Source organism: Curtobacterium sp. BNK-1, assembly GCF_048685235.1.
In the GTDB taxonomy this organism is placed as follows: domain Bacteria; phylum Pseudomonadota; class Gammaproteobacteria; order Enterobacterales; family Enterobacteriaceae; genus Pantoea; species Pantoea agglomerans.
This window is the reverse complement of record NZ_JBLQTJ010000001.1, coordinates 2,600,846-2,625,498: the sequence shown is the minus strand read 5'-3', so window position 1 is coordinate 2,625,498 and position 24,653 is coordinate 2,600,846. Positions and strand designations below refer to the sequence as shown.

Annotated in this window: 27 protein-coding genes, 1 tRNA gene and 2 pseudogenes; 20 read left to right on the top strand and 10 right to left on the bottom strand. The window is 51.9% G+C overall.

The window, feature by feature from the left end; translation table 11 throughout:
• Window position 1: 1 nt before the first annotated feature.
• A complete protein-coding gene (locus ACMGGP_RS12350) occupies window positions 2-1,600 on the bottom strand; it encodes an MFS transporter (RefSeq protein WP_498798481.1) in 1,599 nt (532 codons plus the stop codon).
• Window positions 1,601-1,749: 149 nt separating this feature from the next.
• Between ACMGGP_RS12350 and ACMGGP_RS12345 the strand changes: the two genes are divergently transcribed.
• From ACMGGP_RS12345 to ACMGGP_RS12325, 5 genes are all read left to right on the top strand, one after another.
• A complete protein-coding gene (locus ACMGGP_RS12345; protein WP_010257875.1) occupies window positions 1,750-2,535 on the top strand; it encodes an IclR family transcriptional regulator in 786 nt (261 codons plus the stop codon).
• A 7-nt stretch (window positions 2,536-2,542) separates the two neighbouring features.
• Entirely contained in the window at window positions 2,543-2,995 is a 453-nt protein-coding gene (locus tag ACMGGP_RS12340) for a universal stress protein (RefSeq protein WP_010257878.1), read from the top strand.
• 9 nt (window positions 2,996-3,004) lie between these two features.
• A complete protein-coding gene (locus ACMGGP_RS12335) occupies window positions 3,005-3,811 on the top strand; it encodes a hypothetical protein (RefSeq protein ID WP_010257881.1) in 807 nt (268 codons plus the stop codon).
• 274 nt (window positions 3,812-4,085) lie between these two features.
• The gene (locus tag ACMGGP_RS12330) at window positions 4,086-4,367 is read left to right on the top strand and encodes a putative periplasmic lipoprotein (RefSeq protein ID WP_033758553.1); all 282 of its coding nucleotides are present in this window, start codon (window positions 4,086-4,088) and stop codon (window positions 4,365-4,367) included.
• Between the two features lie 512 nt (window positions 4,368-4,879).
• Window positions 4,880-5,755 carry an SMP-30/gluconolactonase/LRE family protein gene (locus ACMGGP_RS12325; RefSeq protein ID WP_187506597.1) on the top strand — a complete coding sequence of 292 codons (876 nt, stop codon included), beginning with the start codon at window positions 4,880-4,882 and terminating at the stop codon, window positions 5,753-5,755.
• 38 nt (window positions 5,756-5,793) lie between these two features.
• On the opposite strand, the gene ACMGGP_RS12320 is transcribed toward ACMGGP_RS12325, so the two are convergent.
• Window positions 5,794-7,020 carry an L-lactate MFS transporter gene (locus ACMGGP_RS12320; RefSeq protein ID WP_498798480.1) on the bottom strand — a complete coding sequence of 409 codons (1,227 nt, stop codon included), beginning with the start codon at window positions 7,018-7,020 and terminating at the stop codon, window positions 5,794-5,796.
• Window positions 7,021-7,305: 285 nt separating this feature from the next.
• On the opposite strand from ACMGGP_RS12320, the gene ACMGGP_RS12315 reads away from it, so the two are divergent.
• Complete coding sequence (locus ACMGGP_RS12315) at window positions 7,306-7,539, top strand: hypothetical protein (RefSeq protein WP_010257893.1); 234 nt, start codon at window positions 7,306-7,308, stop codon at window positions 7,537-7,539.
• Window positions 7,540-7,575: 36 nt separating this feature from the next.
• On the opposite strand, the gene ACMGGP_RS12310 is transcribed toward ACMGGP_RS12315, so the two are convergent.
• Complete coding sequence (locus tag ACMGGP_RS12310) at window positions 7,576-8,475, bottom strand: DMT family transporter (RefSeq protein ID WP_498798479.1); 900 nt, start codon at window positions 8,473-8,475, stop codon at window positions 7,576-7,578.
• A 177-nt stretch (window positions 8,476-8,652) separates the two neighbouring features.
• Between ACMGGP_RS12310 and ACMGGP_RS12305 the strand changes: the two genes are divergently transcribed.
• A complete protein-coding gene (locus ACMGGP_RS12305) occupies window positions 8,653-9,522 on the top strand; it encodes a helix-turn-helix domain-containing protein (RefSeq protein WP_498798478.1) in 870 nt (289 codons plus the stop codon).
• A 311-nt stretch (window positions 9,523-9,833) separates the two neighbouring features.
• Here ACMGGP_RS12305 and ACMGGP_RS12300 read toward each other — a convergent pair whose 3' ends face one another.
• Window positions 9,834-10,316, bottom strand: coding sequence for an Hcp family type VI secretion system effector (locus tag ACMGGP_RS12300; RefSeq protein WP_086906201.1), 483 nt, complete (start codon window positions 10,314-10,316; stop codon window positions 9,834-9,836).
• An 82-nt stretch (window positions 10,317-10,398) separates the two neighbouring features.
• On the opposite strand from ACMGGP_RS12300, the gene ACMGGP_RS12295 reads away from it, so the two are divergent.
• Window positions 10,399-11,187, top strand: coding sequence for a DUF4225 domain-containing protein (locus ACMGGP_RS12295; RefSeq protein WP_498798477.1), 789 nt, complete (start codon window positions 10,399-10,401; stop codon window positions 11,185-11,187).
• 1 nt (window position 11,188) lies between these two features.
• Here the strand turns inward: ACMGGP_RS12295 and ACMGGP_RS12290 are convergent, their stop codons facing one another.
• Window positions 11,189-11,503 carry a hypothetical protein gene (locus ACMGGP_RS12290; RefSeq protein ID WP_033778703.1) on the bottom strand — a complete coding sequence of 105 codons (315 nt, stop codon included), beginning with the start codon at window positions 11,501-11,503 and terminating at the stop codon, window positions 11,189-11,191.
• A gap of 385 nt (window positions 11,504-11,888) precedes the next feature.
• Between ACMGGP_RS12290 and ACMGGP_RS12285 the strand changes: the two genes are divergently transcribed.
• From ACMGGP_RS12285 to ACMGGP_RS12275, 3 genes are all read left to right on the top strand, one after another.
• Complete coding sequence (locus ACMGGP_RS12285) at window positions 11,889-12,077, top strand: ogr/Delta-like zinc finger family protein (protein ID WP_321166637.1); 189 nt, start codon at window positions 11,889-11,891, stop codon at window positions 12,075-12,077.
• A gap of 709 nt (window positions 12,078-12,786) precedes the next feature.
• Window positions 12,787-13,782 (top strand): retron St85 family effector protein, encoded by a 996-nt coding sequence (locus tag ACMGGP_RS12280; RefSeq protein ID WP_498798476.1) that lies wholly within the window; start codon window positions 12,787-12,789, stop codon window positions 13,780-13,782.
• A 1-nt stretch (window position 13,783) separates the two neighbouring features.
• A complete protein-coding gene (locus ACMGGP_RS12275) occupies window positions 13,784-14,713 on the top strand; it encodes a retron St85 family RNA-directed DNA polymerase (protein ID WP_498798475.1) in 930 nt (309 codons plus the stop codon).
• Here the strand turns inward: ACMGGP_RS12275 and ACMGGP_RS12270 are convergent.
• From ACMGGP_RS12270 to ACMGGP_RS12250, 5 genes and pseudogenes are all read right to left on the bottom strand, one after another.
• Complete coding sequence (locus tag ACMGGP_RS12270) at window positions 14,703-15,077, bottom strand: tyrosine-type recombinase/integrase (RefSeq protein WP_498798474.1); 375 nt, start codon at window positions 15,075-15,077, stop codon at window positions 14,703-14,705. The genes ACMGGP_RS12275 and ACMGGP_RS12270 overlap by 11 nt on opposite strands.
• Window positions 15,078-15,497 (bottom strand): annotated as a pseudogene (locus tag ACMGGP_RS12265) (tyrosine-type recombinase/integrase); the annotation flags it as partial. It abuts the gene before it with no gap.
• A gap of 230 nt (window positions 15,498-15,727) precedes the next feature.
• Window positions 15,728-15,820 (bottom strand): annotated as a pseudogene (locus ACMGGP_RS12260) (Arm DNA-binding domain-containing protein); the annotation flags it as partial.
• A gap of 216 nt (window positions 15,821-16,036) precedes the next feature.
• A tRNA-Arg gene (locus tag ACMGGP_RS12255) sits at window positions 16,037-16,108 on the bottom strand.
• A 304-nt stretch (window positions 16,109-16,412) separates the two neighbouring features.
• A complete protein-coding gene (locus ACMGGP_RS12250) occupies window positions 16,413-17,348 on the bottom strand; it encodes a formate/nitrite transporter family protein (protein ID WP_010671426.1) in 936 nt (311 codons plus the stop codon).
• A gap of 242 nt (window positions 17,349-17,590) precedes the next feature.
• Here ACMGGP_RS12250 and ccmA point away from each other — a divergent pair, with 242 nt between their 5' ends.
• The 9 genes from ccmA (at window position 17,591) to ccmI (ending at window position 24,554) form a co-directional block, all read left to right on the top strand.
• Window positions 17,591-18,208, top strand: coding sequence for a cytochrome c biogenesis heme-transporting ATPase CcmA (gene ccmA / locus ACMGGP_RS12245; protein WP_022625094.1), 618 nt, complete (start codon window positions 17,591-17,593; stop codon window positions 18,206-18,208).
• Window positions 18,208-18,867 carry a heme exporter protein CcmB gene (ccmB, locus tag ACMGGP_RS12240; RefSeq protein WP_010671428.1) on the top strand — a complete coding sequence of 220 codons (660 nt, stop codon included), beginning with the start codon at window positions 18,208-18,210 and terminating at the stop codon, window positions 18,865-18,867. Before ccmA ends, ccmB begins: the two co-directional genes overlap by 1 nt.
• A 68-nt stretch (window positions 18,868-18,935) precedes the next feature.
• Entirely contained in the window at window positions 18,936-19,676 is a 741-nt protein-coding gene (locus ACMGGP_RS12235) for a heme ABC transporter permease (protein WP_010257913.1), read from the top strand.
• The gene (gene ccmD / locus ACMGGP_RS12230; protein WP_010257916.1) at window positions 19,673-19,906 is read left to right on the top strand and encodes a heme exporter protein CcmD; all 234 of its coding nucleotides are present in this window, start codon (window positions 19,673-19,675) and stop codon (window positions 19,904-19,906) included. The genes ACMGGP_RS12235 and ccmD overlap by 4 nt, the downstream gene beginning before the upstream one ends.
• Window positions 19,903-20,388 (top strand): cytochrome c maturation protein CcmE, encoded by a 486-nt coding sequence (gene ccmE / locus ACMGGP_RS12225; RefSeq protein ID WP_010671430.1) that lies wholly within the window; start codon window positions 19,903-19,905, stop codon window positions 20,386-20,388. Before ccmD ends, ccmE begins: the two co-directional genes overlap by 4 nt.
• The gene (locus tag ACMGGP_RS12220; RefSeq protein WP_167430173.1) at window positions 20,385-22,343 is read left to right on the top strand and encodes a heme lyase CcmF/NrfE family subunit; all 1,959 of its coding nucleotides are present in this window, start codon (window positions 20,385-20,387) and stop codon (window positions 22,341-22,343) included. The genes ccmE and ACMGGP_RS12220 overlap by 4 nt, the downstream gene beginning before the upstream one ends.
• Window positions 22,340-22,897, top strand: a complete 558-nt coding sequence (locus ACMGGP_RS12215; protein WP_010257920.1) for a DsbE family thiol:disulfide interchange protein — start codon at window positions 22,340-22,342, stop codon at window positions 22,895-22,897. Before ACMGGP_RS12220 ends, ACMGGP_RS12215 begins: the two co-directional genes overlap by 4 nt.
• Window positions 22,894-23,346, top strand: a complete 453-nt coding sequence (locus tag ACMGGP_RS12210) for a cytochrome c-type biogenesis protein (RefSeq protein WP_031590568.1) — start codon at window positions 22,894-22,896, stop codon at window positions 23,344-23,346. The genes ACMGGP_RS12215 and ACMGGP_RS12210 overlap by 4 nt, the downstream gene beginning before the upstream one ends.
• Window positions 23,346-24,554 (top strand): c-type cytochrome biogenesis protein CcmI, encoded by a 1,209-nt coding sequence (ccmI, locus tag ACMGGP_RS12205; protein WP_498798473.1) that lies wholly within the window; start codon window positions 23,346-23,348, stop codon window positions 24,552-24,554. The genes ACMGGP_RS12210 and ccmI overlap by 1 nt, the downstream gene beginning before the upstream one ends.
• The last annotated feature ends 99 nt before the right edge of the window (window positions 24,555-24,653 follow it).

Sequence of the window (24,653 nt, the reverse complement as noted above, 5' to 3'; positions counted from 1 at the left end):
TTCAGTTATTCCGGGAAGGGTTTTGAATCAAAGTTTGAGGCGGCCACACCCGTTTTGGCAGGATGGCGGTAAGCAATAACAGGCAGGCGGCAAAGCCGGTCAGCATCAGCCAGCTGTCGCTCAGACCAAGGATCGTGGCCTGATGCCTGACCAGGGAAGCGAATCCGCTGAGATTATCGGCGGCGCTGATGCTGCCATCCGGCAACAGCGGCAAGCTGCTGCTGGCCTGACTGGCCGTCGGCGCTGTCATCAGCCAGCTGCGACTGGCCGCCTGATTAATCAGCACACTGGAGTGAAACTGCTCACGATGCGAAAGGAAAACCTCAACCAGCGTAGAGGCAGCGATGCTGGAAAAGCCGCGCACCGTATTAAACATTGCCGAGGCAAACGGGCCTTCTGGCGGGGCCACAACGCTGGTGGCGCTCATCAGTATCGGCAAAATGATCATCGGTTGTCCGAACGCCTGCAGGATCTGCAGCAGCCAGAAATTCTGTCTTGCCCAGTCACTGGTGATCTGTGTGCCCAGCAGACAGGAGGTCACCAGCAAGCCGACGCCCGCCGTCAGCATCCAGCGGCAGTCGATCCAGCGGATATTCAGCAGGGCTGCAATCAGCGGTGCGATCAGCAGTTGCGGCAGACCCACCGCCAGCGCCAGCGGGGCAAACTCAAGGGTGCGAAAGCCGCTGACCTGAGCAAAATAGGCCGAAGGCAGCGCGGAGCCAGAAAGCCCAAGGATGAGCACGCAGGCCAGGCCCAGCAAGCCATGCGCCAGATTTGGCCGTCGGAGCATCTGCAATTTAAACAGCGGCAGCGGGTGAAACCACTCATTAATCAGGAAAACCAGCAGCAGCGGCAGCGCGGTGAGCAACATACCGGTAATCAGTGGCGAGTTCAGCCAGTCGAGGCGCTCACCCTGGGTCAGCACCAGAATCAGCAGCGCAACACCACTGCAGCCGGTCACCATGCCGAACAGATCGATCTGCTGAAAGCGTTCCGGTCGCAGCGGATCCTGGGGCAATCCCCATCCTGTCAGCAGCATAGCGATCAGCATCAACGGCACGACCTGCCAGAACACCATCATCCAGTTGACGTGATCGGTCCACAACGAGGCCAGCGAGGCCGCCATATTGGGACCAAACGTCGCAGTCAGGGCATAGCCCGCCAGGCCAAAAAGTTTAAAGGGCGGCGGCAGAAAGCGCAGGGCGACCGTCATCAGCATTGGCGGTAAGGCGCCGCCAAACAGGCCCTGCAATACGCGCAGGCTGATAAACAGCGTCGGATCCCGCACCAGCGGCAGCAGAATGCCGGTCAGCATAAATCCCGCCGACACGCCTAACGTAAAACGCCGCAGCGACAGGGTGACGGCAAACCAGGGCGCAATCATCATGGCGGCCACTTCTGCCGCCTGATAGCCAGAGATAATCCAGCTACCCTGATCGTAACTGATGCCGATCGCGGCACGGATATCGGCCAGCGCGATATCACTGACGCGATCGTTCAGCCCGGAGGTCAGGGCGGCGATGAGCACGCCGACTAATCCCAGTGCCAGTTGCAGTGTAAAAGGATGAGGGGCCGGCGCGGCGGCAGGCTTAGCGTTCATTGCAGGCGATCTCGTTATTATGATGCAGTGTACTGCGATGTGATACAGGTCGTAATATTACATCCCGGTATACTGTATTGCAATGTGGTACAGGCTGTAAAAAGTGCGGCATTCGCGCTACAGTAAGGCAGCTCAAACAGGACGACGCTATGGCACATCAACCCTCCAGCCGCGAGGATGAAAAAACGGGCGGTATACAGGTCATCGCCCGTGCGGCAAAAATTCTTAATGCGCTTGGCGAACAGCCCGGCGGCATGAGCCTCGGTGAGATCGCTCAGGCGGTCGAACTGCCGCGCTCAACGGTGCAGCGTATTGTTGCCGCGCTCGACAGCGCAGAGCTGGTGCGCAGCAGCGGGGCGGGCGGATTGCGTCTGGGGCCGGCGCTGTTAAAACTGATCTCCAGCGTACATACCGATGTGGTTGATCTGGTCAGTCCGCTGCTGGAAAAACTCTCTTCCGACACCAATGAAACCGTCTCGCTGGCGCGCGCCAGCGGCAGTCAGCTGGCGATTATTCACCACGTGGTGGCGTCGCGTGAGCTTCGGGTGGTTCCGCATATGGGACTCAATCTGCCGCTCTACAGCACCTCCGGTGGACGGGCGTTGCTGGCGCTGGAGTGTGAAAAAGATGTACGGACGATTGTTGGCGACGCCTGGCAGGAGTTAACCGATATGACGGTGAAAACGCTGCCTCAGTTGCTGCAACTTATCAGGGAAGTGCGCGAAACCGGTATCGCCGTGGATCGCGGTGAAACGCTGGAAGGTATCTCTACCATGGCGTTTGCGCTGGATACGCTGTTTGGTCGTTTTTCTGTCTCTTTGCTGGTGCCTTCTGCACGTTTTCTGCGACACGAAGCCCGTTTTCGTGACGAGATGCTGAAGTGTAAAGAGGCACTGGTGCGTGAAATCGGCAAAGTCGCCGCGATAGAAGGATAAGCATTCGATGAAAACCCTGCTGATGGCCATTGATCACTCTCCGGTAGCGGAAAAAGTGGTCGCCTTAACCATTGAAGAAGCGCTGGCGCATCGCGCCGAGGTGGTCGTGCTGTGCTGCGTCGATCCCGCTTACTCCTCCTGTAATCAGCCAATGGAAATTGATGCGGGTGAAGATCCGGCCGATTTTGTGGCTGCGCAGGATGAGCAGAATACGGCAGAAATGGTGGTGCGCCATGCACTGGCTCCGTTACTGCGTGCGGGCATTAATGCGCGGGGCATGATTCTGGCGGGTGACGCGGCAGATACTATCGTTGCCCAGTCGCAACAGCTTAAGGCCAGCATGATTATCATGGGACGTCGCCATCTCTCCTCTTTGAATCGGCTGTTAAAAGGCTCAGTCAGCGCATCGGTTATTGAGCGCGCTCACTGTCCTGTGCTGATCGATGTGCGTAAGGATTAATCCCGCCGCATGAATGCTCTGCTTTTTATTACGCTGGCCGCGTTTGCGCTGCTGGCGCTGATTGTAATTGTGCTGATCAAAACCACCCGGCTGCGTTTGTGGCAGGGGCTGATCATCTTTCTGCTGCCCCTGATACTGGCGAATCTGCTCTGGTTCAGCTGGGTTGCGCCGCATCAGTTGCAGGCCAGTCAGCGTGAGCAGGCGGTAAATCAACTGGCAAAGATGCCGGGTTATCGGGTGCTGCAGACTCAGGAACCGGCGTTATGGCTGTTGCTGACCCAGGAGTTGACCCGGCGCATCCGGGCGGGGGAACCAGCTGAGAAGGCGACGGGCGAGCTACGTGGCTGGCTGATTGAGGTGATTAATCAGCGTCTGATGCGCGGAACTGATGCGGCGGTCGTCAACTATATCAGCGTCTCGGTTGAAGAGATGCGGGCGCTGAACCAAATCGATCCGGGCCTCTGCTTCCGTTATCTCTATCCGCAGGTGAGTGGCGGCATCAATCTGCTGACCACACTGCCGCCGTCGCTGAATCGCAAAGAGGCGGATGCCATGGAGCAGCTGCTGCTGAACAGTCCATTGCCCGATCAGCCACTGGATAAGGCGCTGGCGCAGGATGATCTGCAAAAAATTGTCGCCCGGCTCTATCAGCAGTGGGGGGATAAGCTGCAGCAGCTGAATATGCCTGCCGACACGGCGGTTGATCGCTCATCGCTGTGTGCCATGTCGATTGATCTCTACAGCGCGATTCTGGCATTACCTGACAAGCGCGCCGCTAACCTGTTACGTAGAATGATTGCACTGACTGGCCAGTAAGCGGCAGCGGAGCAGCGGAATGGCGGGCGAAAAAAAGCCCGCTAAGCGCGGGCAGGGAAGAGAGGAACAGATTTTTATTTTTGGCATTTCCTGGTGTGGTGCAGTCTTCGTTTTGTCTGAATGCATCTTGTCACGCCGTGCATGATAGTGATAGCCGTTTAATCGTATTACATTAATCGGTAAAAGCTTCTCAAGTTTTGAACTTTCGCGCATTAATCCTATGGATGCGCGGCATGCTGCGTCATAAACTGCGCGGCAACGTGAGGATAACTAAATGAAAAAACTAATAACCGGCGCACTGGCGCTGATTTTGCTGAGTGGATGTACTGCCAGCAAACCCGGGGCATTTGAACGTGTAGATGAAGATCCAGGCTCAAATACCGTGCAGTACCGTTTTGACCCGGTAAAGGTCAATCGTGATGCAATGAATATTGATCTGGCGAATTACTGCAGTAATAAAGGCTTTGATAAAGTCGAGGCGTTACCTGCGCAGGAGAGTCATATTCCGGGACTGCAGAAAGCGTGGTTCCAGTGTAATTATGCTGTGAAAAGCTAAATAAAACGGGCGGGATAATTATCCCGCCCTTAAAGTTTAATGCTTTTATTTTATGCTGTGTGACATCTTTGCCCGTTAGCGGCGATGGTGACCGCCATGATACCCACCGTGATAACCTCCATAGTAGCCTCCATGATATCCGCCGCCACCCCCGCGGTGCCAGCCATTGTCGTGTCTGGGGCTGATGATACAACCACTTAATAAGGTCATCAGCGCAACCACCGAAGCGACTTTAATTAATCTCTTCATCGGAAGCTTCTCCTCTTTTCCAATGACTATGACACTACGCTGGAAAAGTGGAGTGAAGATGCAGGCTTTGTAGAGTTATTTAAGAAGGTATGACGGAATATTTCAGAGTGCTGTCGTTTACAGCGGAGAATAATAAAGAAATAAGAATGAACTGAATAGTAAATACTATCAAAGAGAATAGTCTCAAAATCAAGCGAAAATAATTCTCATTTGAAAGTTTTTACAACTACATTATTAGCATGTCAGTTCAACGGGAGAGAAACATGGTGCATGACGTTAAAAATATTCTGGCTTTACAGGCTGAACTGGGCGAATGCCCGCTCTGGTCAGTGGAAGAACAGGTGCTGTACTGTGTCGATATTCTGGCACCCGCCATTCACCGTTTTGATCCGGTCAGCGGTGAACTGCAAACCTTCCCGCAGGCGGAAGAGGTGGGATGCATCGGTCTGCGTGAGCAGGGCGGTCTGATAGCAGCATTACGTGGCGGTGTCTGGCTGCTGGATGCGCAGGGTAAGCAAGAGAGAAAGATCGCAGAGAATCCCGGTGTGGCTGCGCAAAGTCGCTTTAATGATGGCCGCGTTGATCCCTGGGGGAATTTCTGGTGCGGCAGCCTGTGGGAACCGCAGGACAAAAATGGCGGGCTGCTGTGCCGCGTGACGCCTGACATGAAGCTGGAGGTCAAGGCGCGTGACATTAAAATTTCCAACGGACTGGCCTTCTCTCCCGACCGGCGCTGGATGTATCACAGTGACACGCCGAATGAAGCGCTCTATCGCTATCCATTAAACGCGCAGGGCGAACCGGGCGAACGCACCCTGTTCCGCCGTTTCGACGCGAAAGGTGGATTGCCGGATGGTGCCGCAGTGGATAGCGAAGGATTTTACTGGTCCGCACAGTTTGATGGCGGTCGCGTAGTACGCATCGATCCCCAGAGCAGCGAAATCGTCGATGAGATCCTGCTGCCGGTGAAGTGGCCAACCATGGTGGCCTTTGGTGGCGCCGATCTTAAAACGCTGTTTATTACCAGTTCACGGGAAGATCGCACCGAAGAGGAGCTGGCGCGCTATCCGCAGTCAGGCGATATCTTTGCGGTGGACGTCTCTGTGGCGGGCATGGCAGAGCCACGATTCCGCGGCTAAACGTGAACGGGCCGCTCTGGCGCGGCCCGTCGTGATGGTTAATGACGTTGCAATACAGGTGTTGCTGTAACAGAACTCTGTGGTAAGCGGATGGTGAGTGACAGGAACAGGGAGATGACCAGCAGCGTCATAATCAGGCTGAAGGTGACGGTGAACCCGCCAAACAGCGAGGCGACCAGTGAGCCCAGCACGCTTCCGATACCAAATCCGAGATAGAGCAGACCATAGTTTTTTGTCAGGTTGTTAAGGCCGAAAAAGTCACTGACCAGCGACGGGAATACCGTGATGGTACCGCCAAAGCTGAAGGCTACACAGGCGAGTGACAGGAAGAAGGTGATCTCATTCATTCGGGTAAACAGCAGCACGCTCATCCCGATCAGCGACACGATTTGCGCCAGTGAAATAACCCGAATGCGCATCATTTTGTCAGACAGTATGCCCAGCACCAGACGGCCACTCAGGTTGGCAATCGCAATCACCGTTACCGCACTGGCAGCGGTCTGCGTAGTCAGATGCACCAGCCCTTCGCCGATATCTTTGGCCACGCCTATCACATAGAGACCGCTCATGCAGGCTGTCAGGAACATCAGCGCCAGCATCCAGTACTGAGGCAGACGCACCGACTGTGCCAGCGTGTAATCCCGCGCATGTTGCTGACCATTCGTGCTGCTCCCGGTATCCTGAAGGGGGGCATCACGCATCAGCAGTGCACCGAGGATAATCATCGACATCGCGAGCACGCCCCAGATCATAAAGGTCTGCTCCAGACCCACCGTTGCCAGCAGCGCCCCGCAGATAAATTTGAATCCCAGACTACCCAGACCGTAAGCGCCAATCGCACAGGCAGAGATCATCCCTTTGCGCTCCGGAAACCACTTCACGCAGTTTGAGAGCGTCATCAGGTAACCTGCGCCATCCGCCAGACCCACCAGCAGCCCGGCGCTTAAATAGAGCATCATCAGGTTATTAGCATGCGCGGTAAGCCAGAAACCCAGCGCCATCAGCACACCCGCCCCGATAGTGACGCGGCGTACGCCAAAACGTTCCTGTAATTTACCGGCCAGCGAGGAGGCAATAGCCAGCCCCAGACTCAGCAGACCAAACGAAAAAGCAACCTGACTGACCGTCGCATCCAGCTTCTGTGACAGCTGGCCGTTGAACAAACTCCATGTGTAGACTGACCCCAGTGCGAACTGAGTGATTACCGTTCCGAACAATGTAAGCCAGCGAGCACGCTGGTAAGAAGCCTGTTGAGTCTGGTTCATAATTTTTCTCTCCCATCCGGGAATCTGGAAACTGCGGTCAGAATAAAGCAGTGATTCGCGCGCGTGAGCAGTAAAGGCATGAACGGAACGGATCGGGGAATGAAATGCCATTCAGGCGGTATGAATGGCATCGGGAGAGGTTAGCGACGTCGCGTCAAAAGTAAGCAAAGCGGCAACTTAATAATTAAGCGTAATTAGCCGTAAGATAATGTTTCAATCAGATGATTCTGTGAGCAGGTTTACAGATTATTTGCCAGGCTAAGAGTTCACTTATCAGGAGGAAATATGAAAGACCGGACATATGAATCCAGCACCAGTGAGGATGAAGTTTGCTGCATCATCGGTCAGGCGGTGATTGAACTCAGTACAGAACAACAGCCTGTGACCAAATCGACGCTGGCATTAAAACTGCTGTCGATGGCCGATCGTGATAGTGACGATGAGCGTGTTCTGCTCTACTGGATTGCGCGTAAAGCGATCAATAAACCACAGAAACTCCTTCAGCAGCAGTGGGCATAACGCCCATCCGGACGCGGGCTTCAGCCCGCCTCCGCGTCAGATGATTATCCGGCGGTGACTTGCCGGCCAACGGGCAAACATCACGACATTGCCCAGTAAAATCATGACAAGGCCAGGGATGGCGCTGGCATGCCACTCATATCCTTCATAACGGGTAGAGAGTGCCAGCGCCACCAGCGGAAACAGCACCGTTGTATAGGCAGCCCGACTGGCTCCGATACGTCCCACCAGCGTAAAATAGGCCCCGAATCCCATCACCGATCCCACGATAGCCAGATAGATCAATGCCCCAAACCACTGTGTATTCCATGTCGGCTGCAGCGAAACACCCTGCAGCAGCGTGACCAGTGCCATGATCAGCGCACCGTATAACATGCCGTAACTGTTGGTTGTCAGCACGTCACGTTGCAGACGCTGATGCCGCTGACTGATCATATTGCCGAATGAAAATCCCAGGGTGCCCAGCGCACTTAACCCAATGCCCCACATCAAGCCGGCCGAGGCCTGAGTGCTGCGCAGATCGTGCCAGAACAACGCAACAATACCCGCCATGCCGAGCACTATCGCCGGAATCAGACGTGCTGAAGGGCGCTGACGGAAAAATATCCAGCTGTTAATGGCGTTATACATCACAGCCATAGAGAAAATGACCGACTCCAGTCCGCTGCTGATATAGCCAGAGGCGTAATAGAAGCAGACAAAGTTAAAGCCAAAAACGCAACAGCCCTGCAGCACACAGAAAAGGTGATCCTGCAGCGTCAGCCTGTGCAGACGCTTTATCAGCTTTAGCAGCAATAACATGACCAGTGAGGCCAGCAAAAAACGCCAGAAGACAGCGACAGTTACGGCGCTGATGCCTGCAGACTGTTGCGCATAAATCGCAATCCAGGTCGTGCCCCAGATCAGCACGACTGAGAGATACAAAAACAGGTTCATTACCAGATTCTCCACCGCAAAACGCCGAGTCTGCACCCGCAACGCTCTTTGGTCTTGCAGCGGATTGCGCAGGGTTTGCAAAATCTTGCGCATTTTTACTCTCTGTCCCGATGTGCTCTGTTTTCTGTCCCACGCAATCCGTAAACTGGCACTCTGTTTATCTGAACTGATACCCCGATGAGTCGCTTCCAGACCTTTGACATGCTGCAACGACACAAAGCACAACTGCGCGATCAGGTGCAGCTTCACAGCGGCATTCAGCTGGCAGCCTGGTTTAATAGTGGCGATCGCGTGACAAACCTCAGCGACCATCACACGCTGAGCCTTTACGTGGCGGGCGGCTACGATACCTGGCATAAAACCCCGAATGGCTGGCGTAACGGTGGCGCACCGGACCGCTTCTGTCTGATGCCGGCAGGCACGGAATCAACCTGGGATCTGCGTGCCGATCTCGCCTTTGTTCATCTCTATTGCAGCGAGAACCAGCTGCGGCAACTGGCCGAACGGGTCTGGGACCGCAGTCCGGCGCAGTTAAACCTGCATGAGAAAATCTTCTCTGTTGATGACCGCATTACCCAGCTCTATCGACACTTTCTGCTGAGCAGCGACTGGCAACAGCCCGCCAGCCAGCTGACGCTGAGCAGCGTATCAACACTCTTGCTGACCCATCTGCTGCAGCACTACAGCGAAGTTAAGTGGCAACTGCCCCAGGTACGGGGTGGACTGGCTCCCGCTGTATTACGGCGGGTTCTGGAATTTATTGAAACCCATCTCGATCAGCCTTTAACCCTGTCTGTGCTGGCGCAGGAAGCGGCATTGAGTGAGTTTCACTTTGCCCGCATGTTCCGTCACACCACTGGCGAGGCACCACACCAGTTCGTGATGCGCCGTCGTATGGATCGTGCAAGGATATTGCTTGAGCGGCCCGATCTTACGCTGACCGATATTGCCCTTCAGTGTGGTTACCACTCTTCAGCCCACTTCAGCCATCGTTTCCGGCAGGTTTATGGTATGACGCCCTCGGCGTGTCGTCGGGAAAGTCGCTGAAATTTCTGAAATTGCCTCTATAAATACTGGTATTAAGCCACATTGAGGATCTATCTTTGGATTACCGTTTAACTATTCTGCAGGTTTCTTTTTCTGATGAACATAATTTATGCGAATTCTGGCTTAATATGTGAGTCGTTATTTATCTTAATGCTTCATAAGTGTGTTTAAGATTGTATCATTGGATTAATTATCATAATTTGAGAGACATAATTACGGCTTAATAAAATAAGAAGGTGTCAGTTCTAATAGACACCTTAAATAAATAACAAGCTTCAGAACGTGCTAAAACATTCAGTGTTCGTGAGACATTACTGTTCTTTATTACCTTTAATATCCCACCCTGACTGAGTTTCCGCACCTTTGCCGCCACTCGCTGACTGTTCCCAATACTGTGTTTTAACTTTTGATGCCTGGAACTGATATGAGACTCCAATCAGATCACGATTTGTAGTGCCATTGAAAACCACATTGGTGATAAGAACGTCTTCAAGCGTAATGCGGCAATACTCGATTTGGCTCCCTCCTGCCTTACATACCGAAAGCTCCACCTTGCCAATATGCTTGCCGTTGGAGACGTAACGCATTATTGCTGGAGTAGCTTTGTCTATAAGCGCCTGAACAGTGAGATCACGATACTGAACTTTTCCTGCGCCACCGCCCCCACCAACCGTCATGTTACCAGGCTGGCTTGCACCCCAGGTGAATGATTCAATGCTGATGCAGCCTTTATGATTACTGTCCTGAGATTCGCCTGTAATGCCATCGATTTTTAAGAAGAGATCTGTACTCATAGCTGGTCCTTTTGCTTTCCCTGAGAAGAGGAATCTGATTAAATAACCTTAATGATACGTATAGTGACATAAAGGTACAGTCATGGACTACTGGAAACCAGACCGATTTAAGGATTACTTTCTGACAATGGCTAATGCTGAGGCTAATCAGCTACTTAGTACGTCAGGCCACCTCTCTTTAATTCACTTGTATGATGGCTACAACAGGGTTCAGTTTCAGGACGAAGTGAAGATTTTCATTAACGCTCAAATGGATACTATTCGATCAGGTGCCAGCGATGATGAATGCCAGCGATGTATACAAAATCTGAAAGAAGAACATCGTAATCTCATGAAACAAGATCAACTTCTGCGGACAGGTCAGGCGACATTGCATGCTTCAGTACAGTTTGTTCAGCAAGGTGATATTTGGGGATATGTTATCAATGGTGTAGGTGTAGTTCTGAGTGGATTACAGGTAGTGGCTGGGTTTGGAGTCATGGCCGCTTCAGCTGCAACCGGAAATATAATAGGGGTTGGGTTTGGTGCAATGCTCACACTTCATGGTGTGAATGGGGTCCAGGAGAGCGTGATGAATGTTATTACAGGAAAAAATGACGCCCAGGGTTTCTTAAAGGACGGCTATATTGGAGCAGCTAAGTTTTTAGGGTTCGATCAAAAAACAGGTGAAATTGCTTACAGCAGTATGGATCTTGCTCTCTCTGCTTACGGCATGTTTAGGCTGATTAGAAAACCCGAAACTTTTCGTCTTTTTTACTACATAAACTCCGATTTTGTTCGGGGTATTAAAGATATGAGCCGTTTTGAATTAGGGGTTGAAATATATAACGACTATTCCGCTCTTAAATCGATATACGATAATAAAAAATAAGTCAGTTTTTTCTTGTATATCGGAATGATTTGTAGCCTAACTTCATCGGTGTAAAAATGTAAAAAATTGGAGCTATGATTAGCATTGTGATTGAGTATGAGGTAATAGCGAGGCTATCCTTATATATAAACGTGTATATCCAAACCACAGCAAGAATGATTACAAGGAGCATTGAAGCAATAAAGCGTAGGCTAAGCTCTTTAAGTAAAGCTGGGTAAGTTGTTCCACTTTTTTCGGCTTGCATTCTTAAAGCAGCAATATCTTTCGCATTGAAACCGCTTTCAGCAAGTCTTCTTTCAATTTCAAAAACGTTCATATGGTCACCAGAGCTGTAAGTTTAGACCGATCATAACTCATGTGGACTGGTGGTTGCCAGAGAAAATTACATTATCTTTCAATAAGCTAGATATGAATTTTAGAGTATTCGGTATTGGTTTTTTCATTAGCCTATATTTCAATCCCCCATGGTTTAATTCAGTTTTCAGGCGTTTTTTTAAATGAAAAACCTGGTTTTAATTTTCTCATACAACAGGAGTCTGACTTATTCGTTTGTAAGATCATTGCCTCTAACACGGATTTAAGAATATAGAATAATTGAGGTTCACCGCCACAGTCTATAAGTAATTCTGCTAAAGACAAAAACTGAATAGTTATTATTCAAATCATACTGCTTTTGATCTGAAGTAGTGAGCTGTGACTAAATGACTTGCCCGGTTTGCCTGGCAAACGCAACGATACGCAAAACCAACAGAAAGCATCCTCAGCTGTCGGATGTTTATTGCAAGTGCACCTATCTGGAATGTAGGCACACCTTTGTAATGAAGATCTCGTTTTTACATACTATTACTCCCAGTTCGTTAGCTGGAGATGGAATGGTAGGGAGCTGCTAAACGCGCTTGGGCAGGATGAGCGTAAACAGGTGATTGAGTTACTTAGATAGGAAGAGATTAAGGGTTAACTACTATGTCGGGCAGAACGTGAGCATTCGGCTTACTTTTTGGATGAAAAAATTTCAATAGTCTTTCTGATAAAGTCATTAAATATCAATGGATTATATTTCAATAATTTTGACTGAGATTGATTTCTTTGGTCACGTAAAAATAGAATTACATTAAGTATCAATAAGTTGAATGAAAGTTTGATGACTTTAAGGTGTAGCGAAACTGAAAAAGAGTGAAATTCCTTTCAATGACTTCAGTTAGGGGTCTGAGTAGTAAACCCTCTGCTGCTGCGGGCGGAGATGGTGTTTTGTAGAAAAGCGAAACTGAAATAATTTCATGATACGGAAACCGCAGGCGGGTGCGCTTGCGCTGTAGCGCCGTTTTGGTGGGTTCTAGGATTATATTAGCTTCAGAGCTTGTACTATAAAAATGATTTGATATCATGCTGGTACTCTTTACGCGAAGGATACCAAACGGTTTATCCTTGTCGGGCGTTTCGCCAGACTCTAACTTATTGCGTGTGATTGGGTTGCGCTAAATACTTTTGGCACGATCCTGCGCAAGCTTAGGAGCGCACCAAAAGCATTTAGCGCATCCTCTAGGTAAAGAGAAAACAAGGTGGCTTAGCCGCCTTGTTTTTTTACATGGAGTGTTTTCATTGAGTGACTCTTCTTACGATTCAGGTTATTTAGATACCCTCTTAGCCGAGTGGGGTGAATTATCTATTGCCAATTTTACGGTTCAGTATATCCCACCAGTCGTATTTGTTTGCGGAGGGCCTACTGTACAGATAGGAGCAAGTTTAAGAGAAAGAGTATTTAGGTATTTTGCAGAACATAATCCTAAAATATCAAAATCATTAGTTATGGCGGAAGCTTTTAAGGACTATTTCAAAAGCGGAGCTTATTCTGATTTGATGCAGTTTGAGGAGGATATTGCAAATATATCCACCTTGATTGTTATCTTTCTTGAAAGTGCTGGATCTTTAGTTGAATTGGGTATGTTTGTCAATAAATCATCTATAGCTCATAGATTGCTGGTTTTTGTACCTGCGGAAGAATTATCTGGGGATGAAGAAAAAGAAATTCCGCCAAGATCCTCATTTATTTATTTAGGTCCCTTAGAAAGCCTCAGGCGAGCTTCTGCTGATTCTGTTAGTGTATATCCTTGGCCAGATAGTCAAAGTCTAAGATATTCAGAAATAGAACATGTCGCTAGCGATGTGATAACTAAACTTGAAGCTGTGCAAAAAACAGAAAAATTCTCGAAAACTAATTCAGGCCATATTGCTGCTCTAATATTAGAAGTGATACTTCTTTCTGAGCCAATTAAAATAACCGAAATAGAATGGGTTTTATCTTGTTTGGAAATTGATGAGTCACTGCCTAAAATATCAAAGTCTCTTTATTTACTTGAGGTTTTAAAATTAATAGATTCAATAGAGTATAGTGGATCTAGATATTACTTTGTGATTGATAGCAAGCTTAGTAAAATTCGATTTGGGCGTACTAAACAGGGGAGGATTAAAGATTCACCTAATATGAGAATGTCAATAATACAGTCTTATATAAAATTTGGTGATGAGTCTATGGATGAAACTGCAAAGAAACGCCGAAATGTTTTGACGCAAATAAGTAAGCGAAGAGGAGGTTAATATGGATATAGTAGAATATTTAGCACAGGGTGTTTTCTTGTCTGAGAAGGATTTCCTTAGTTATGTGAATACCATGCCTCGACGTTATAAACAATTCACCGTTAAAAAAAGAAATGGCGAAGATAGACTTATTGCTCAACCAGCGAGAACAGTTAAAACATTACAGATGGTTGTAGTGAGTCTACTTAAAAATCATTTGAATATTCATGAGGCTGCGATGGCCTATGTAAAGGGCAAGAGTATAAAAGATAATGCTAATGCTCATGTTCAAAATAAATTTATTTTAAAAATGGACTTTAGAAATTTCTTTTTATCCATAAAGCCTGATATTTTCTTGGCCTGCATTGAAAAACAAGGATTGATATTAAGCGATCAGGATAAGATGGTTTTGTCCAATCTATTCTTTTGGAAGTTAAGAAGGAACAGCTCTTTGCGTCTGAGTATAGGTGCACCCTCTTCGCCATTTGTATCAAATGTAACAATGTTTTTCTTTGATGAGCTTATTTCTAAAATATGCAAAGATAAAGGAATTGTATATACGCGTTATGCTGACGATCTTTCCTTCAGCACAAATCAGAAAGATATATTATTTTCAGTTCCTGCTCTAGTCAAAGAGTCTTTAAAAGTTGTTGGGCTGAAAAATATAAAAGTTAACAATGCAAAAACCGTTTTTTCATCCAAAAAGTTCAACCGTCATGTGACCGGTATAACGTTAAGTAATGAAGGAGTAGTGTCATTAGGACGTGAAAGAAAAAGAAGTATTAGCGCTATGGTACATCATTTTACTCTTGGTTTATTAGATAAAGAAAGTATATATAAGTTGAAGGGGTATTTAGGTTTTGCAAAATACATTGAGCCATCTTTTGTTTTGAGATTAAAAATTAAATATGGAGATGAAGTTGTCCTCAAAATACAGAAGTTTAATGATTAATAAATAATGAGTTTGCGTACAATTGCATCATTTTTTCTCTATCAACGATATATTGTGCATGGTTATAAATCCCACGTATCGTTTTTTTATCAACATGCGCAAGCTGAATTTCAATCGATGCGCTTTCAAAGCCATGTTCATGCAAGACCGTGCTCATCATATGGCGGAAACCGTGCCCCGTTAGCCGCCCATGATAGCCAAGCATCTTTATCACTTTATTAATACTGGCATCGCTCATCGGCTTTCTAACATCGTTTCTGCCCGGTAACACTAGCTGATATTTACCTGATATCACCTTCAGTTTATTTAAATTCTCAATTGCTTGAGACGATAGCGGCACCAAATGAGAGCGGCGCTTTTTCATTCATTCTTTCGGTGTTTCCCACAGAGCATTCTCGAGATCAAACTCACTCCATGAAACCTCACGGAGTCCAACGGTGCGGACACCAGTAAGCATGAGTAACGGAGTGGCGTATTTAGACAGTAAGCTACCCTGATACCTTTCAAGCGCTTCAACAAAAGCTGGAATCTCTTTCTCTGTCAGGAACGGGAAGTGATTCTGTTTAGGCTTGTTCAATGCGATAGCTAAATCGGGAGCAAAATTGTATTTTGCTCGGCCTGTTACCACAGCAAAACGGAGGACTTCACCACAGCGGCGTCGGATCTTGCTAGTCTGCTCTAACGTGCCACGCTTCTCTATTTTTTGCAGGACGGCCAATAGTTCAAGTGGCTTTATTTGCTCAATGGGGCGGTGATCAACGTAATGGAAAATATCACGCTCAAGGCACCCTAGAACTTCTTAAGCAAATCCATTCGACCAGGTTGACTTCGTACTGGCGTGCCATTATCTGGCAATGGCTTCAAATCTATTCTCATGAGAGAAACGCAGCGCTATTTTATCGGCTTTACGTGCGTCACTGAGGTTGATCCTCTTAGCGAGCAACACACGCGCCTCCTCACGTTTGCGGCGAGCCTCTGCAAGCGAAACTTCCCCGTTAATGCCAATGAAATCATTTAGGGTTTGCCAGCAAAGCGATAGCGGAAGAACCAGCCCTTAACACCATTGACATCAACCAACAGAGATAGCCCTGCGCCATCGTTGAGCGTATAAGGCTTGTCTTGCGTATAGTACGTTTAATTTGAATATCAGATAGAAGTACGTGTATAGAGAAAAGATCGAACTAAGATATACGCAATTTTATACACATCAGTGTATAGATTCCATTGTACTTTACAGGACAGTGCAGGACATGAATTATGATTTATATTCATGTTTTGTAAGGGTTTTTAGACTTTTTTAGACAAGTTCAGACTTGCAAAAATTGTCCCCTGCAGGAATCGAACCTGCAACTAGCCCTTAGGAGGGGCTCGTTATATCCATTTAACTAAGAGGACAGCGGCGCGCAGTATAGCGCAAACAGGCAGTGAGATTCACTACTTCGCCGTCCGTTTGCTCATTCCGCCAGCAATTCCGGTTTTCTGCACGCGCTAACGTTACGTGCAGAAAGCGGAAACAGCTGTACTGAAGTCCGGGATGTCATCCAGACTGAAGCGGCACCCCGACTCTTAAAGCTTCACTCCCTCTTTACAGCAGCCACTTCCAGTAAACGTTTTTCAGACGCCCGCCTGGCAAATCGCCTTCAGCAAACAGACCTGAAAAGCAGACAGAGCGGTTCAATCTGCTCGGTCTGCCCTGGATTTACTCAGCCTTTTCCTGCTCTTCACGCTGGCGACGTTTCTCCTGCTTCTTCTTCTCAGCCTTCGCTTTAGCCACAGCAGCTTCACTCATGTCGTTGCGGATCTGCGCGTGGCTGATCAGGGCAAAAATCAGCGTGCCGCCGGTAATGTTGCCGAGCAGCGTCGGCAGGGCAAACGGCCAGAAGAATTCATACCAGCTGATGCTGCCATTAAAGACCAGATAGAGCACTTCCACCGATCCCACCACGATATGCGCCAGATCACCCAGCGCAACCAGCCAGGTCATCATCACAATCACCAGCAGTTTGGCGCCGCCCGCCGAGGGGAACATCCAGACCATGGTGGCGATAATCCAGCCGGAGATCACTGCATTGGCAAACATCTCGCCGGGCGTATTTTCCATCACCTTCATACTGATGTTGGTAAACGCCTGACGGGTAGCTTCGTCAAATATCGGCATCTCATTAAACGCCAGCGCACCCAGCGCCGTCCCGATCAGGTTACCCAGCAAGACGATGCCCCATAAACGTAATAGCAGAGCGCCATTACTCCAGGTCGGTTTGTGCATAACCGGCAGGACTGCCGTGACGGTATTTTCGGTAAACAGCTGCTGACGCGCCATGATGACGATAACAAAACCAAAGGTATAACCCAGGTTTTCAAGCAGGAATGCCCCTGGTACGCCATCCAGATGCACCTGAAATATCCCCTTCGCCATCAGCGAGGCGCCCATGGATAAGCCCGCCGCAATGGCTGACCAGAGCAGCGCCATACCGTCGCGCTCCAGCTCCTTCTCCCCATCCTGGCGGATCTCTTCATGGATGGCGGCGGCGCGGGAGGGTAAAGCCTCCTCATCGACTTCGATGTCAGTGCCCTTATCCTTCTCTTCACTCTCGACGTCGTTAGGACCCTGTTCATTACCTGATGAAGGCTTCATATTTTCTCCTGGTGATAGTGCTGTCGCGTAATAAGCGTAGCCGTTTTTTATTTGCCGATAATGTAACGATCGATGCGAATAAGCGTAACAACGTTTTTCGGAACTGCATTTTTATTCAGACTGCGGGTGATACCGCACGAATAAACCCATGGCATCGAAACTGAGCGGTGGCTCACACTTCGGCCCACAGTAACATTGTGGTAATATCCCGGCCACTTTTAGCTGGTGCGATTCCCCCCTCGATGTTGGAAATCATTACGCTCACTTGTGCATACGACGAACGTGCGCTGTTCCGGCAGCTCTCATTTCGCGTCTCTGCAGGCGACATTGTGCAGATTGAAGGTCCCAATGGTGCCGGTAAGACCTCACTCTTGCGCCTGCTGGCTGGCCTGAGCCGTCCTGAACAGGGTGAAATACGCTGGCAGCAGCGGCCAATCCTGCGGCAGCGCGAAGCCTGGCATCAGGCGATGCTCTATCTGGGCCATCATCCCGGTGTCAAAGGCGTGCTTACACCGCTGGAAAATCTGCGTTTCTACCATCCTGATTGCAGTGATGCGCAGATCTTTGCTGCGCTGGAAAGCGTCGATCTCACGGGCGACGAAGAGGTGCCGGTTAGCCGGTTATCGGCGGGCCAGCAGCGGCGGGTAGCGCTGGCGCGTCTGTGGCTCAGCCAGGCCCGCATATGGATTCTCGACGAGCCGCTGACCGCCATCGACAAAGCGGGTGTTAAAAAATTAATGGCGAAATTCGCCCGGCATGCCGATAACGGTGGCGCAGTGATCCTGACAACCCATCAGGATTTGCCCGCGGATGCTGCGCGGGTGCGCAAAATTCGCCTCGGCGACGGGGAGGCAGGCTGATGCTGTTTCGCCTCATCCAGCGTGAATTACGCATCGCTTTTCGCGGCGGGGCTGATGTGGTCAATCCGCTCTGGTTTTTCCTGATTGTTATTACCCTGTTTCCGCTGGGCATCGGACCTGACCCGCAACAGCTGGCGCGCATTGCACCGGGCGTAGCCTGGGTTGCCGCGCTGCTGGCGTCGCTGCTGGCGCTGGAGCGGCTGTTTCGCGATGACTTCAGCGACGGTTCGCTGGAGCAACTGGTACTGCTGCCGACGCCGCTCCCGGTAACGGTTATCGGCAAAGTGGTGGCGCACTGGCTGGTCACAGGCGTGCCGCTGATTATCCTGTCGCCGCTGGCTGCGCTGCTGCTGTCGCTGGATTTTAATGGCTGGCGGGCGATGGCCCTGACGCTGCTGCTCGGCACGCCAACCCTGAGTTTTCTCGGTGCCATTGGTGTAGGTCTCACGGTGGGTTTACGGCGTGGTGGCGTACTGCTTAGCCTGCTGGTGCTGCCGCTGGCTATTCCGGTCTTGATCTTCGCCAGTGCGGCGATGGAGGCGGCTAGTCAGGGGTTGCCGATTAATGGCTATCTGGCGATTCTCGGCGCGATGCTGCTGGGCAGCGCCACGCTCTCCCCGTTTGCCACGGCGGCAGCGCTAAGAATTACTTTGCAATAACAGCCGTTGAAATAACCGCGCGTAAAAGACGCGGCAACACTCTTTTATCGTTAATGTGAGCATTTGATATGTGGAAAGCGTTACATCAGCTGGCCAGGCCCGAACGGCTCTATCAGTTTTCGGGGCGACTGGTGCCGTGGTTCGCCATCTCAGGGCTGGCGGCGTTGCTGCTGGGCTGGGCCTGGGGCTTTGGATTTGCTCCCGCTGACTATCAGCAGGGCGACAGTTTCCGCATCATGTACATTCATGTGCCCGCAGCGATGTGGTCGATGGGCATTTATGCCTCGATGGCCATCGCCGCCTTTATCGGTCTGGTGTGGCAGATGAAAATGGCCGATCTGGTTTCCGCCGCCATGGCACCGGTGGGCGCGGTCTTTACCTTTATTGCGCTGGTCACCGGATCCGCATGGGGCAAGCCGATGTGGGGGACTTGGTGGATCTGGGATGCACGCCTCACTTCGGAGCTGGTGCTGCTGTTCCTCTATATGGGCGTGATTGCGCTCTGGCACGCTTTTGATGACCGCCGCACCGCAGGGCGGGCCGCGGGTGTTCTCATCCTGGTCGGCGTAGTTAATCTGCCGATCATTCACTTCTCAGTGCAGTGGTGGAATACCCTGCATCAGGGCTCGTCGGGCATTCTCCAGCAGGCGATTGCGCCAGTGATGCGAACGCCGCTGCGCTGGGCAATCATCGGTTATCTGCTGGTGTTTATCACGCTGACCCTGATGCGGCTGCGCAACCTGATTCTGTTAACCGAACGTCATCGTCCCTGGGCGATTGATGTGGCGAAGCGGGGAGAGCAGGCATGACACCCGCCTTTTCCTCCTGGCACGCCTTCTTTGAGATGGGGGGCTACGCCTTCTATGTCTGGCTGGCAGTTGCCTGCACGCTGATTCCGCTTGTCGGGCTGACGCTGCATACCCTGTTGCTGCGCCGCCGCCTGCTGGCTGAGATCCGCCAGCGCGACGCGCGGGAACGCCGCATCCGGGCAGCGAAATCTAAAAAAGCCGCGGCTGAAGCGGCAGGAGAGACATTGTGAATACCCGTCGACGCAACCGCCTCTATGCGGCAGTGGCGATTCTGCTCGGCCTCGGCCTGGCCACCGCGCTGGTGATGTATGCGCTGCGCTCAAACATCGATCTGTTCTATACCCCAGGTGAAATCCTTTACGGCAAAGGCGAAGCGCACGAGAAGCCCGAAGCGGGTCAGCGGCTGCGCGTCGGCGGCATGGTGATGCCCGGCAGCGTCCGGCGCGATCCGAATACGCTTGCCGTGTCGTTCAAACTTTATGATGCCCGCGGCGTGGTCAGCGTCAGTTTTGAAGGCATCCTGCCGGATCTGTTCCGTGAAGGGCAGGGCGTCGTCGCGCAGGGCGTGCTGGCGGCGGGCAACCAGGTGATCGCCAAAGAAGTCCTGGCGAAACATGATGAGAAATATACGCCGCCGGAGATTGAAGACGCGATGAAGAGTAATCACACCGGCCCGCAGTCGCTGTATCAGGCGGGAAATAAATCATCATGATGCCCGAGATTGGTACTTTTCTGCTCTGCCTGGCGCTGGGGCTCTCCCTGCTGCTGAGCAGCTATCCACTGTGGGGCGCAGTGCGCCAGGATGCCCGCCTGATGGCGATGGCGCGTCCGCTGGCCTGCGGTCTGTTTATCTGCATCGCGGCGGCTTTTGCGCTGCTGGTCTGGGCCTTTATCAGCAACGATTTCACCGTTGCCTATGTCGTTACAAACTCCAACAGCCTGCTGCCGGTTTACTATCGCATTGCTGCCACCTGGGGCGCGCATGAAGGATCGCTGCTGCTGTGGGTGTTGCTGCTCAGCACCTGGACATTAGCGGTGGCGATATTCAGTCGCGGAATGCCGCAGGATGCGCTGGCACGCGTGCTGGCGGTCATGGGTATGATCAATCTCGGCTTCCTGCTGTTTATCCTGCTGACCTCGAATCCATTTGGCCGCACGCTGCCGGACTTCCCGATAGACGGGCATGACCTGAATCCGATGCTGCAGGATATCGGCCTGATCTTCCATCCGCCGCTGCTCTATATGGGCTATGTCGGCTTTTCGGTGGCGTTTGCCTTTGCTATCGCCTCGCTGATGGCCGGACGGCTGGATACGGCCTGGGCGCGCTGGTCGCGTCCCTGGACCACGGCGGCCTGGGTCTTTCTGACGATTGGTATTGTCCTTGGCTCGGCCTGGGCCTATTACGAGCTGGGCTGGGGCGGCTGGTGGTTCTGGGACCCGGTTGAAAATGCGTCGTTTATGCCGTGGCTGGCAGGTACCGCCCTGATGCACTCGCTGGCGGTCACGGAAAAGCGAGGCACCTTTAAGGCCTGGACCGTGCTGCTGGCGATTACCGCGTTTTCGCTGAGCCTGCTGGGGACGTTCCTGGTGCGATCCGGGGTGCTGGTGTCGGTGCATTCCTTCGCCTCGGATCCGGCACGCGGGATGTTTATCCTCGCGTTTCTGGTGATTGTTATCGGCAGTTCGCTCCTGCTCTACGCTATTAAAGGCGGGCAGGTACGTGGCCGGGTGCAGAATGAAACCTGGTCGCGCGAATCGTTTTTGCTGAGTAATAACGTGCTGCTGATTGCCGCGATGCTGGTGGTTCTGCTCGGCACGTTGTTGCCGCTGGTGCACAAGCAACTGGGCCTGGGCAGCATTTCGGTCGGTGAGCCGTTCTTCAACACCATGTTCAGCTGGCTGATGGCGCCGTTTGCGCTGCTGATGGGGATCGGGCCACTGGTGCGCTGGCGTCGCGATGAGCCGCAGAAGCTGGCAAAGCGGCTGGCGCTGGCGCTGATCGTGACCCTGGCCTGTTCCGTCATCATTCCCTGGTGGCTGCAGGATCGCATTGAGGCGATGACCGTGGTTGGCCTGCTGATGTCACTCTGGATTATCGTGCTGACGCTGCTGGAACTGCATGAGCGCGCCACTCACCGTCATCCGTTCTTTGCCGGTTTACGTCACCTGTCGCGCAGTCACTGGGGCATGGTACTGGGCCATCTTGGGGTAGGGGTGACGGTGATCGGTATTGCATTCAGCACCCAGTACAGCGTGGAACGCGATGTGCGGATGAAGGCGGGTGATAGCATCGATATTCATCACTATCACTTTGTCTTCCGCGGCGTGCAGAATCTGCAGGGGCCTAACTACAGCGGCGGCATGGGCATCATCGATGTCACGCGCAACGGCAAACATGAAGCGACGCTGCAGGCAGAGAAACGCTTTTATACGGCCGCCCGCACCATGATGACCGAAGCGGCGATTGATGGGGGTTTCAGCCGCGATCTCTATGCGGCGCTGGGCGAAGAGCTGGAGGATGGCGGCTGGGCCGTGCGCATCTATTACAAACCCTTTGTCCGCTGGATCTGGTTCGGTGGCGCGCTGATGGCGCTGGGTGGGCTGTTCTGCCTGTTTGATCCCCGTTATCGTTCGCGCAAAAAAGCGGGAATTGAGGAGCGGACATGAACAAGAAAATCCTGTTTATTCCCCTGATGCTGTTTCTGTTGCTGGCGGCGGCGCTGCTGTGGCAGCTGACACGTAATGCCGATGGCGACGATCCGACCCGTCTCGAATCCGCTCTGATCGGCAAGCCGGTGCCGCTGTTCCGGCTGGAAGCACTCGATCAGCCAGGCAAAACCTACGACCAGCGCGTGCTGACAGATGGTAAACCGATATTGCTGAACGTCTGGGCGACCTGGTGTCCGACCTGTCGCGCCGAGCATCAGTATCTGAATACGCTGGCGGAGCAGGGCATTCGCGTCGTCGGGCTGAACTACAAAGACGATCGTCACAAGGCGGTTAACTGGCTGAATACGCTGGGCAACCCCTACGCGCTGAGCCTCTATGATGGCAACGGCATGCTGGGACTGGATCTCGGCGTCTATGGCGCGCCGGAAACCTTTCTGATCGACGGTAAGGGGATCATCCGTTATCGCCACGCGGGCGATCTCAATGCGCGCGTCTGGGATCAGGAAGTGAAACCCTTGTGGGTGAAATACAGTGCGGAGGCGGGATCATGAGAACGCTGTTACTGCTCTGCGGCCTGCTGTTCAGCATCAACCTGTGGGCAGGCATCGACACGCTGCAATTTGACTCGGTGGCCCAGGAAGAACAATACCGCGACCTGACCGCTTCACTGCGCTGTCCGAAATGTCAGAACAACAGCATCGCCGACTCAAACGCCATGATTGCCGCCGATATGCGGCTGAAAGTCTATCAGCTGATGAAGCAGGGCCAGAGTCGCCAGCAGATCATCGACTACATGGTGGCGCGCTATGGCAACTTCGTCAGCTATTCGCCACCGGTCACGCCCTCAACCCTGGTTTTGTGGGCTGGTCCGGCGCTGTTTGCGCTACTGGGCGGTGCGGTGATTATCCTGCGCAGCCGTCAGCGAAAAACCCGCAGTGAGCTGGATGAAGATGAGCAACAGCGTCTTAATGCGCTACTGAAGTCAGACAGGAAGCCGTAATGAGTGCATTTTGGATCACCCTTTTTCTGTTACTGCTGGCGGCCTGTACGCTGTTTATGGCGGCGGGCTGGCGGCAACGTCAGGCCAGCACAGGCGATCGCGATCGCCTTAATCAGCGCTTCTACCACCAGCGGATAGATGAGCTGGCGCAGGATGAAGATCAGGGCGTCGTCGCTGAGCGTCCGCTGATGGAGCGGGAGTTACAGCAGACACTGCTGGCGGATATTCCGCCGGCACAGACGATGAAGTCACACAGCAGCAGCCGCTGGATTTTGCTGCCAGGCCTGATCGTGCTGATTGGGGTATCGCTGGGGACTTACCTGAAAACCGGTGGCCTGGCACAGCTCACGGGCTGGAAGCAGGTGCAGCAGGCGTATCCTGAGCTGCGTGCCCGACTGATGGACCCTGGCGCTAAACCGCTGAGCATGGAGGAGCTGGCGCGTTTACAGCTCGGATTGCGTACCGCGTTGCAAACGGAACCGGATAATCTGGCTGACTGGGCGATGCTGGGACGGCTCGGCATGGTGCTGAATAATGCCGACATCGCCAGCCAGGCATTTGAGCATGCGCTACAGCTTGCTCCCAACGATCTGGCGCTAAAACAGGATTATGCCGAAGTCCTGACGCGATCCCCCGACCCGCAGGATAACCGTCAGGCGTCACTGCTGCTGCAGGCATTGCTTAAAGCGGATCCGCAAAACCTGCGTACGCTGAGCCTGCTGGCATTTAATGCTTACGGACAGCAGCAATATGATCAGGCTATCGACGCATGGCAGACCCTGCTGGGTCTGTTGCCGGCCGGTGATTCGCGACAGGCGATGATCGCCCGCAGCATCGAAAAGGCCAGAAGTGCCGCCGGGCAACAGAGTCGTCAACTGGCACTGACCGTGACGCTGGCACCTAAGGCAGAAAAAATGTTACCGCAGGACGGAGTGTTGTATATTTCGGTTTCTGACGGTGCTTCACCGGTGCCGGTGGCTGTTAAGCGGATGCCGCTCAGTCACTTCCCGCTGTCGCTGACGCTGGATGACAGCAACGCCATGATGCCGGATCGCCTGCTTTCGGCGCAGCATCAGGTCGAGGTCCGGGTGCGTATCTCCCGTGACCCAGCCAATCCCCGGCCGGGTGACTGGCTGGGCCTGAGCGCAGTGACGCCCTGGGATGGGCATCAGCCGATCGCGGTAGAGATTAATCAGCAGCTTCCCTGAACGCATCAACTGACCGCGTTCAGGATGATGCGTGCCATTGCCTGCTGCCTCTGGCACAAAGTCAGCTATGCTCATCGGGTAAGTCGATTCGATACCGGG

What these genes read in the sequence shown, in the direction of transcription:
- ACMGGP_RS12320 (WP_498798480.1), bottom strand. Translation starts at nt 7,020, where the DNA reads ATGAACCAGACTCAACAGGCTTCTTACCAGCGTGCTCGCTGGCTTACA.
- ccmI (WP_498798473.1), top strand. Translation starts at nt 23,346, where the DNA reads ATGAGTGCATTTTGGATCACCCTTTTTCTGTTACTGCTGGCGGCCTGT.
- ACMGGP_RS12335 (WP_010257881.1), top strand. Translation starts at nt 3,005, where the DNA reads ATGAATGCTCTGCTTTTTATTACGCTGGCCGCGTTTGCGCTGCTGGCG.
- ACMGGP_RS12340 (WP_010257878.1), top strand. Translation starts at nt 2,543, where the DNA reads ATGAAAACCCTGCTGATGGCCATTGATCACTCTCCGGTAGCGGAAAAA.
- ACMGGP_RS12235 (WP_010257913.1), top strand. Translation starts at nt 18,936, where the DNA reads ATGTGGAAAGCGTTACATCAGCTGGCCAGGCCCGAACGGCTCTATCAG.
- ACMGGP_RS12295 (WP_498798477.1), top strand. Translation starts at nt 10,399, where the DNA reads ATGGACTACTGGAAACCAGACCGATTTAAGGATTACTTTCTGACAATG.
- ACMGGP_RS12285 (WP_321166637.1), top strand. Translation starts at nt 11,889, where the DNA reads ATGACTTGCCCGGTTTGCCTGGCAAACGCAACGATACGCAAAACCAAC.
- ACMGGP_RS12250 (WP_010671426.1), bottom strand. Translation starts at nt 17,348, where the DNA reads ATGAAGCCTTCATCAGGTAATGAACAGGGTCCTAACGACGTCGAGAGT.
- ACMGGP_RS12275 (WP_498798475.1), top strand. Translation starts at nt 13,784, where the DNA reads ATGGATATAGTAGAATATTTAGCACAGGGTGTTTTCTTGTCTGAGAAG.
- ACMGGP_RS12215 (WP_010257920.1), top strand. Translation starts at nt 22,340, where the DNA reads ATGAACAAGAAAATCCTGTTTATTCCCCTGATGCTGTTTCTGTTGCTG.
- ACMGGP_RS12325 (WP_187506597.1), top strand. Translation starts at nt 4,880, where the DNA reads ATGGTGCATGACGTTAAAAATATTCTGGCTTTACAGGCTGAACTGGGC.
- ACMGGP_RS12310 (WP_498798479.1), bottom strand. Translation starts at nt 8,475, where the DNA reads ATGAACCTGTTTTTGTATCTCTCAGTCGTGCTGATCTGGGGCACGACC.
- ACMGGP_RS12290 (WP_033778703.1), bottom strand. Translation starts at nt 11,503, where the DNA reads ATGAACGTTTTTGAAATTGAAAGAAGACTTGCTGAAAGCGGTTTCAAT.
- ACMGGP_RS12315 (WP_010257893.1), top strand. Translation starts at nt 7,306, where the DNA reads ATGAAAGACCGGACATATGAATCCAGCACCAGTGAGGATGAAGTTTGC.
- ACMGGP_RS12210 (WP_031590568.1), top strand. Translation starts at nt 22,894, where the DNA reads ATGAGAACGCTGTTACTGCTCTGCGGCCTGCTGTTCAGCATCAACCTG.
- ACMGGP_RS12300 (WP_086906201.1), bottom strand. Translation starts at nt 10,316, where the DNA reads ATGAGTACAGATCTCTTCTTAAAAATCGATGGCATTACAGGCGAATCT.
- ccmD (WP_010257916.1), top strand. Translation starts at nt 19,673, where the DNA reads ATGACACCCGCCTTTTCCTCCTGGCACGCCTTCTTTGAGATGGGGGGC.
- ACMGGP_RS12305 (WP_498798478.1), top strand. Translation starts at nt 8,653, where the DNA reads ATGAGTCGCTTCCAGACCTTTGACATGCTGCAACGACACAAAGCACAA.
- ACMGGP_RS12330 (WP_033758553.1), top strand. Translation starts at nt 4,086, where the DNA reads ATGAAAAAACTAATAACCGGCGCACTGGCGCTGATTTTGCTGAGTGGA.
- ACMGGP_RS12345 (WP_010257875.1), top strand. Translation starts at nt 1,750, where the DNA reads ATGGCACATCAACCCTCCAGCCGCGAGGATGAAAAAACGGGCGGTATA.
- ACMGGP_RS12270 (WP_498798474.1), bottom strand. Translation starts at nt 15,077, where the DNA reads ATGAAAAAGCGCCGCTCTCATTTGGTGCCGCTATCGTCTCAAGCAATT.
- ccmA (WP_022625094.1), top strand. Translation starts at nt 17,591, where the DNA reads ATGTTGGAAATCATTACGCTCACTTGTGCATACGACGAACGTGCGCTG.
- ACMGGP_RS12220 (WP_167430173.1), top strand. Translation starts at nt 20,385, where the DNA reads ATGATGCCCGAGATTGGTACTTTTCTGCTCTGCCTGGCGCTGGGGCTC.
- ccmB (WP_010671428.1), top strand. Translation starts at nt 18,208, where the DNA reads ATGCTGTTTCGCCTCATCCAGCGTGAATTACGCATCGCTTTTCGCGGC.
- ACMGGP_RS12350 (WP_498798481.1), bottom strand. Translation starts at nt 1,600, where the DNA reads ATGAACGCTAAGCCTGCCGCCGCGCCGGCCCCTCATCCTTTTACACTG.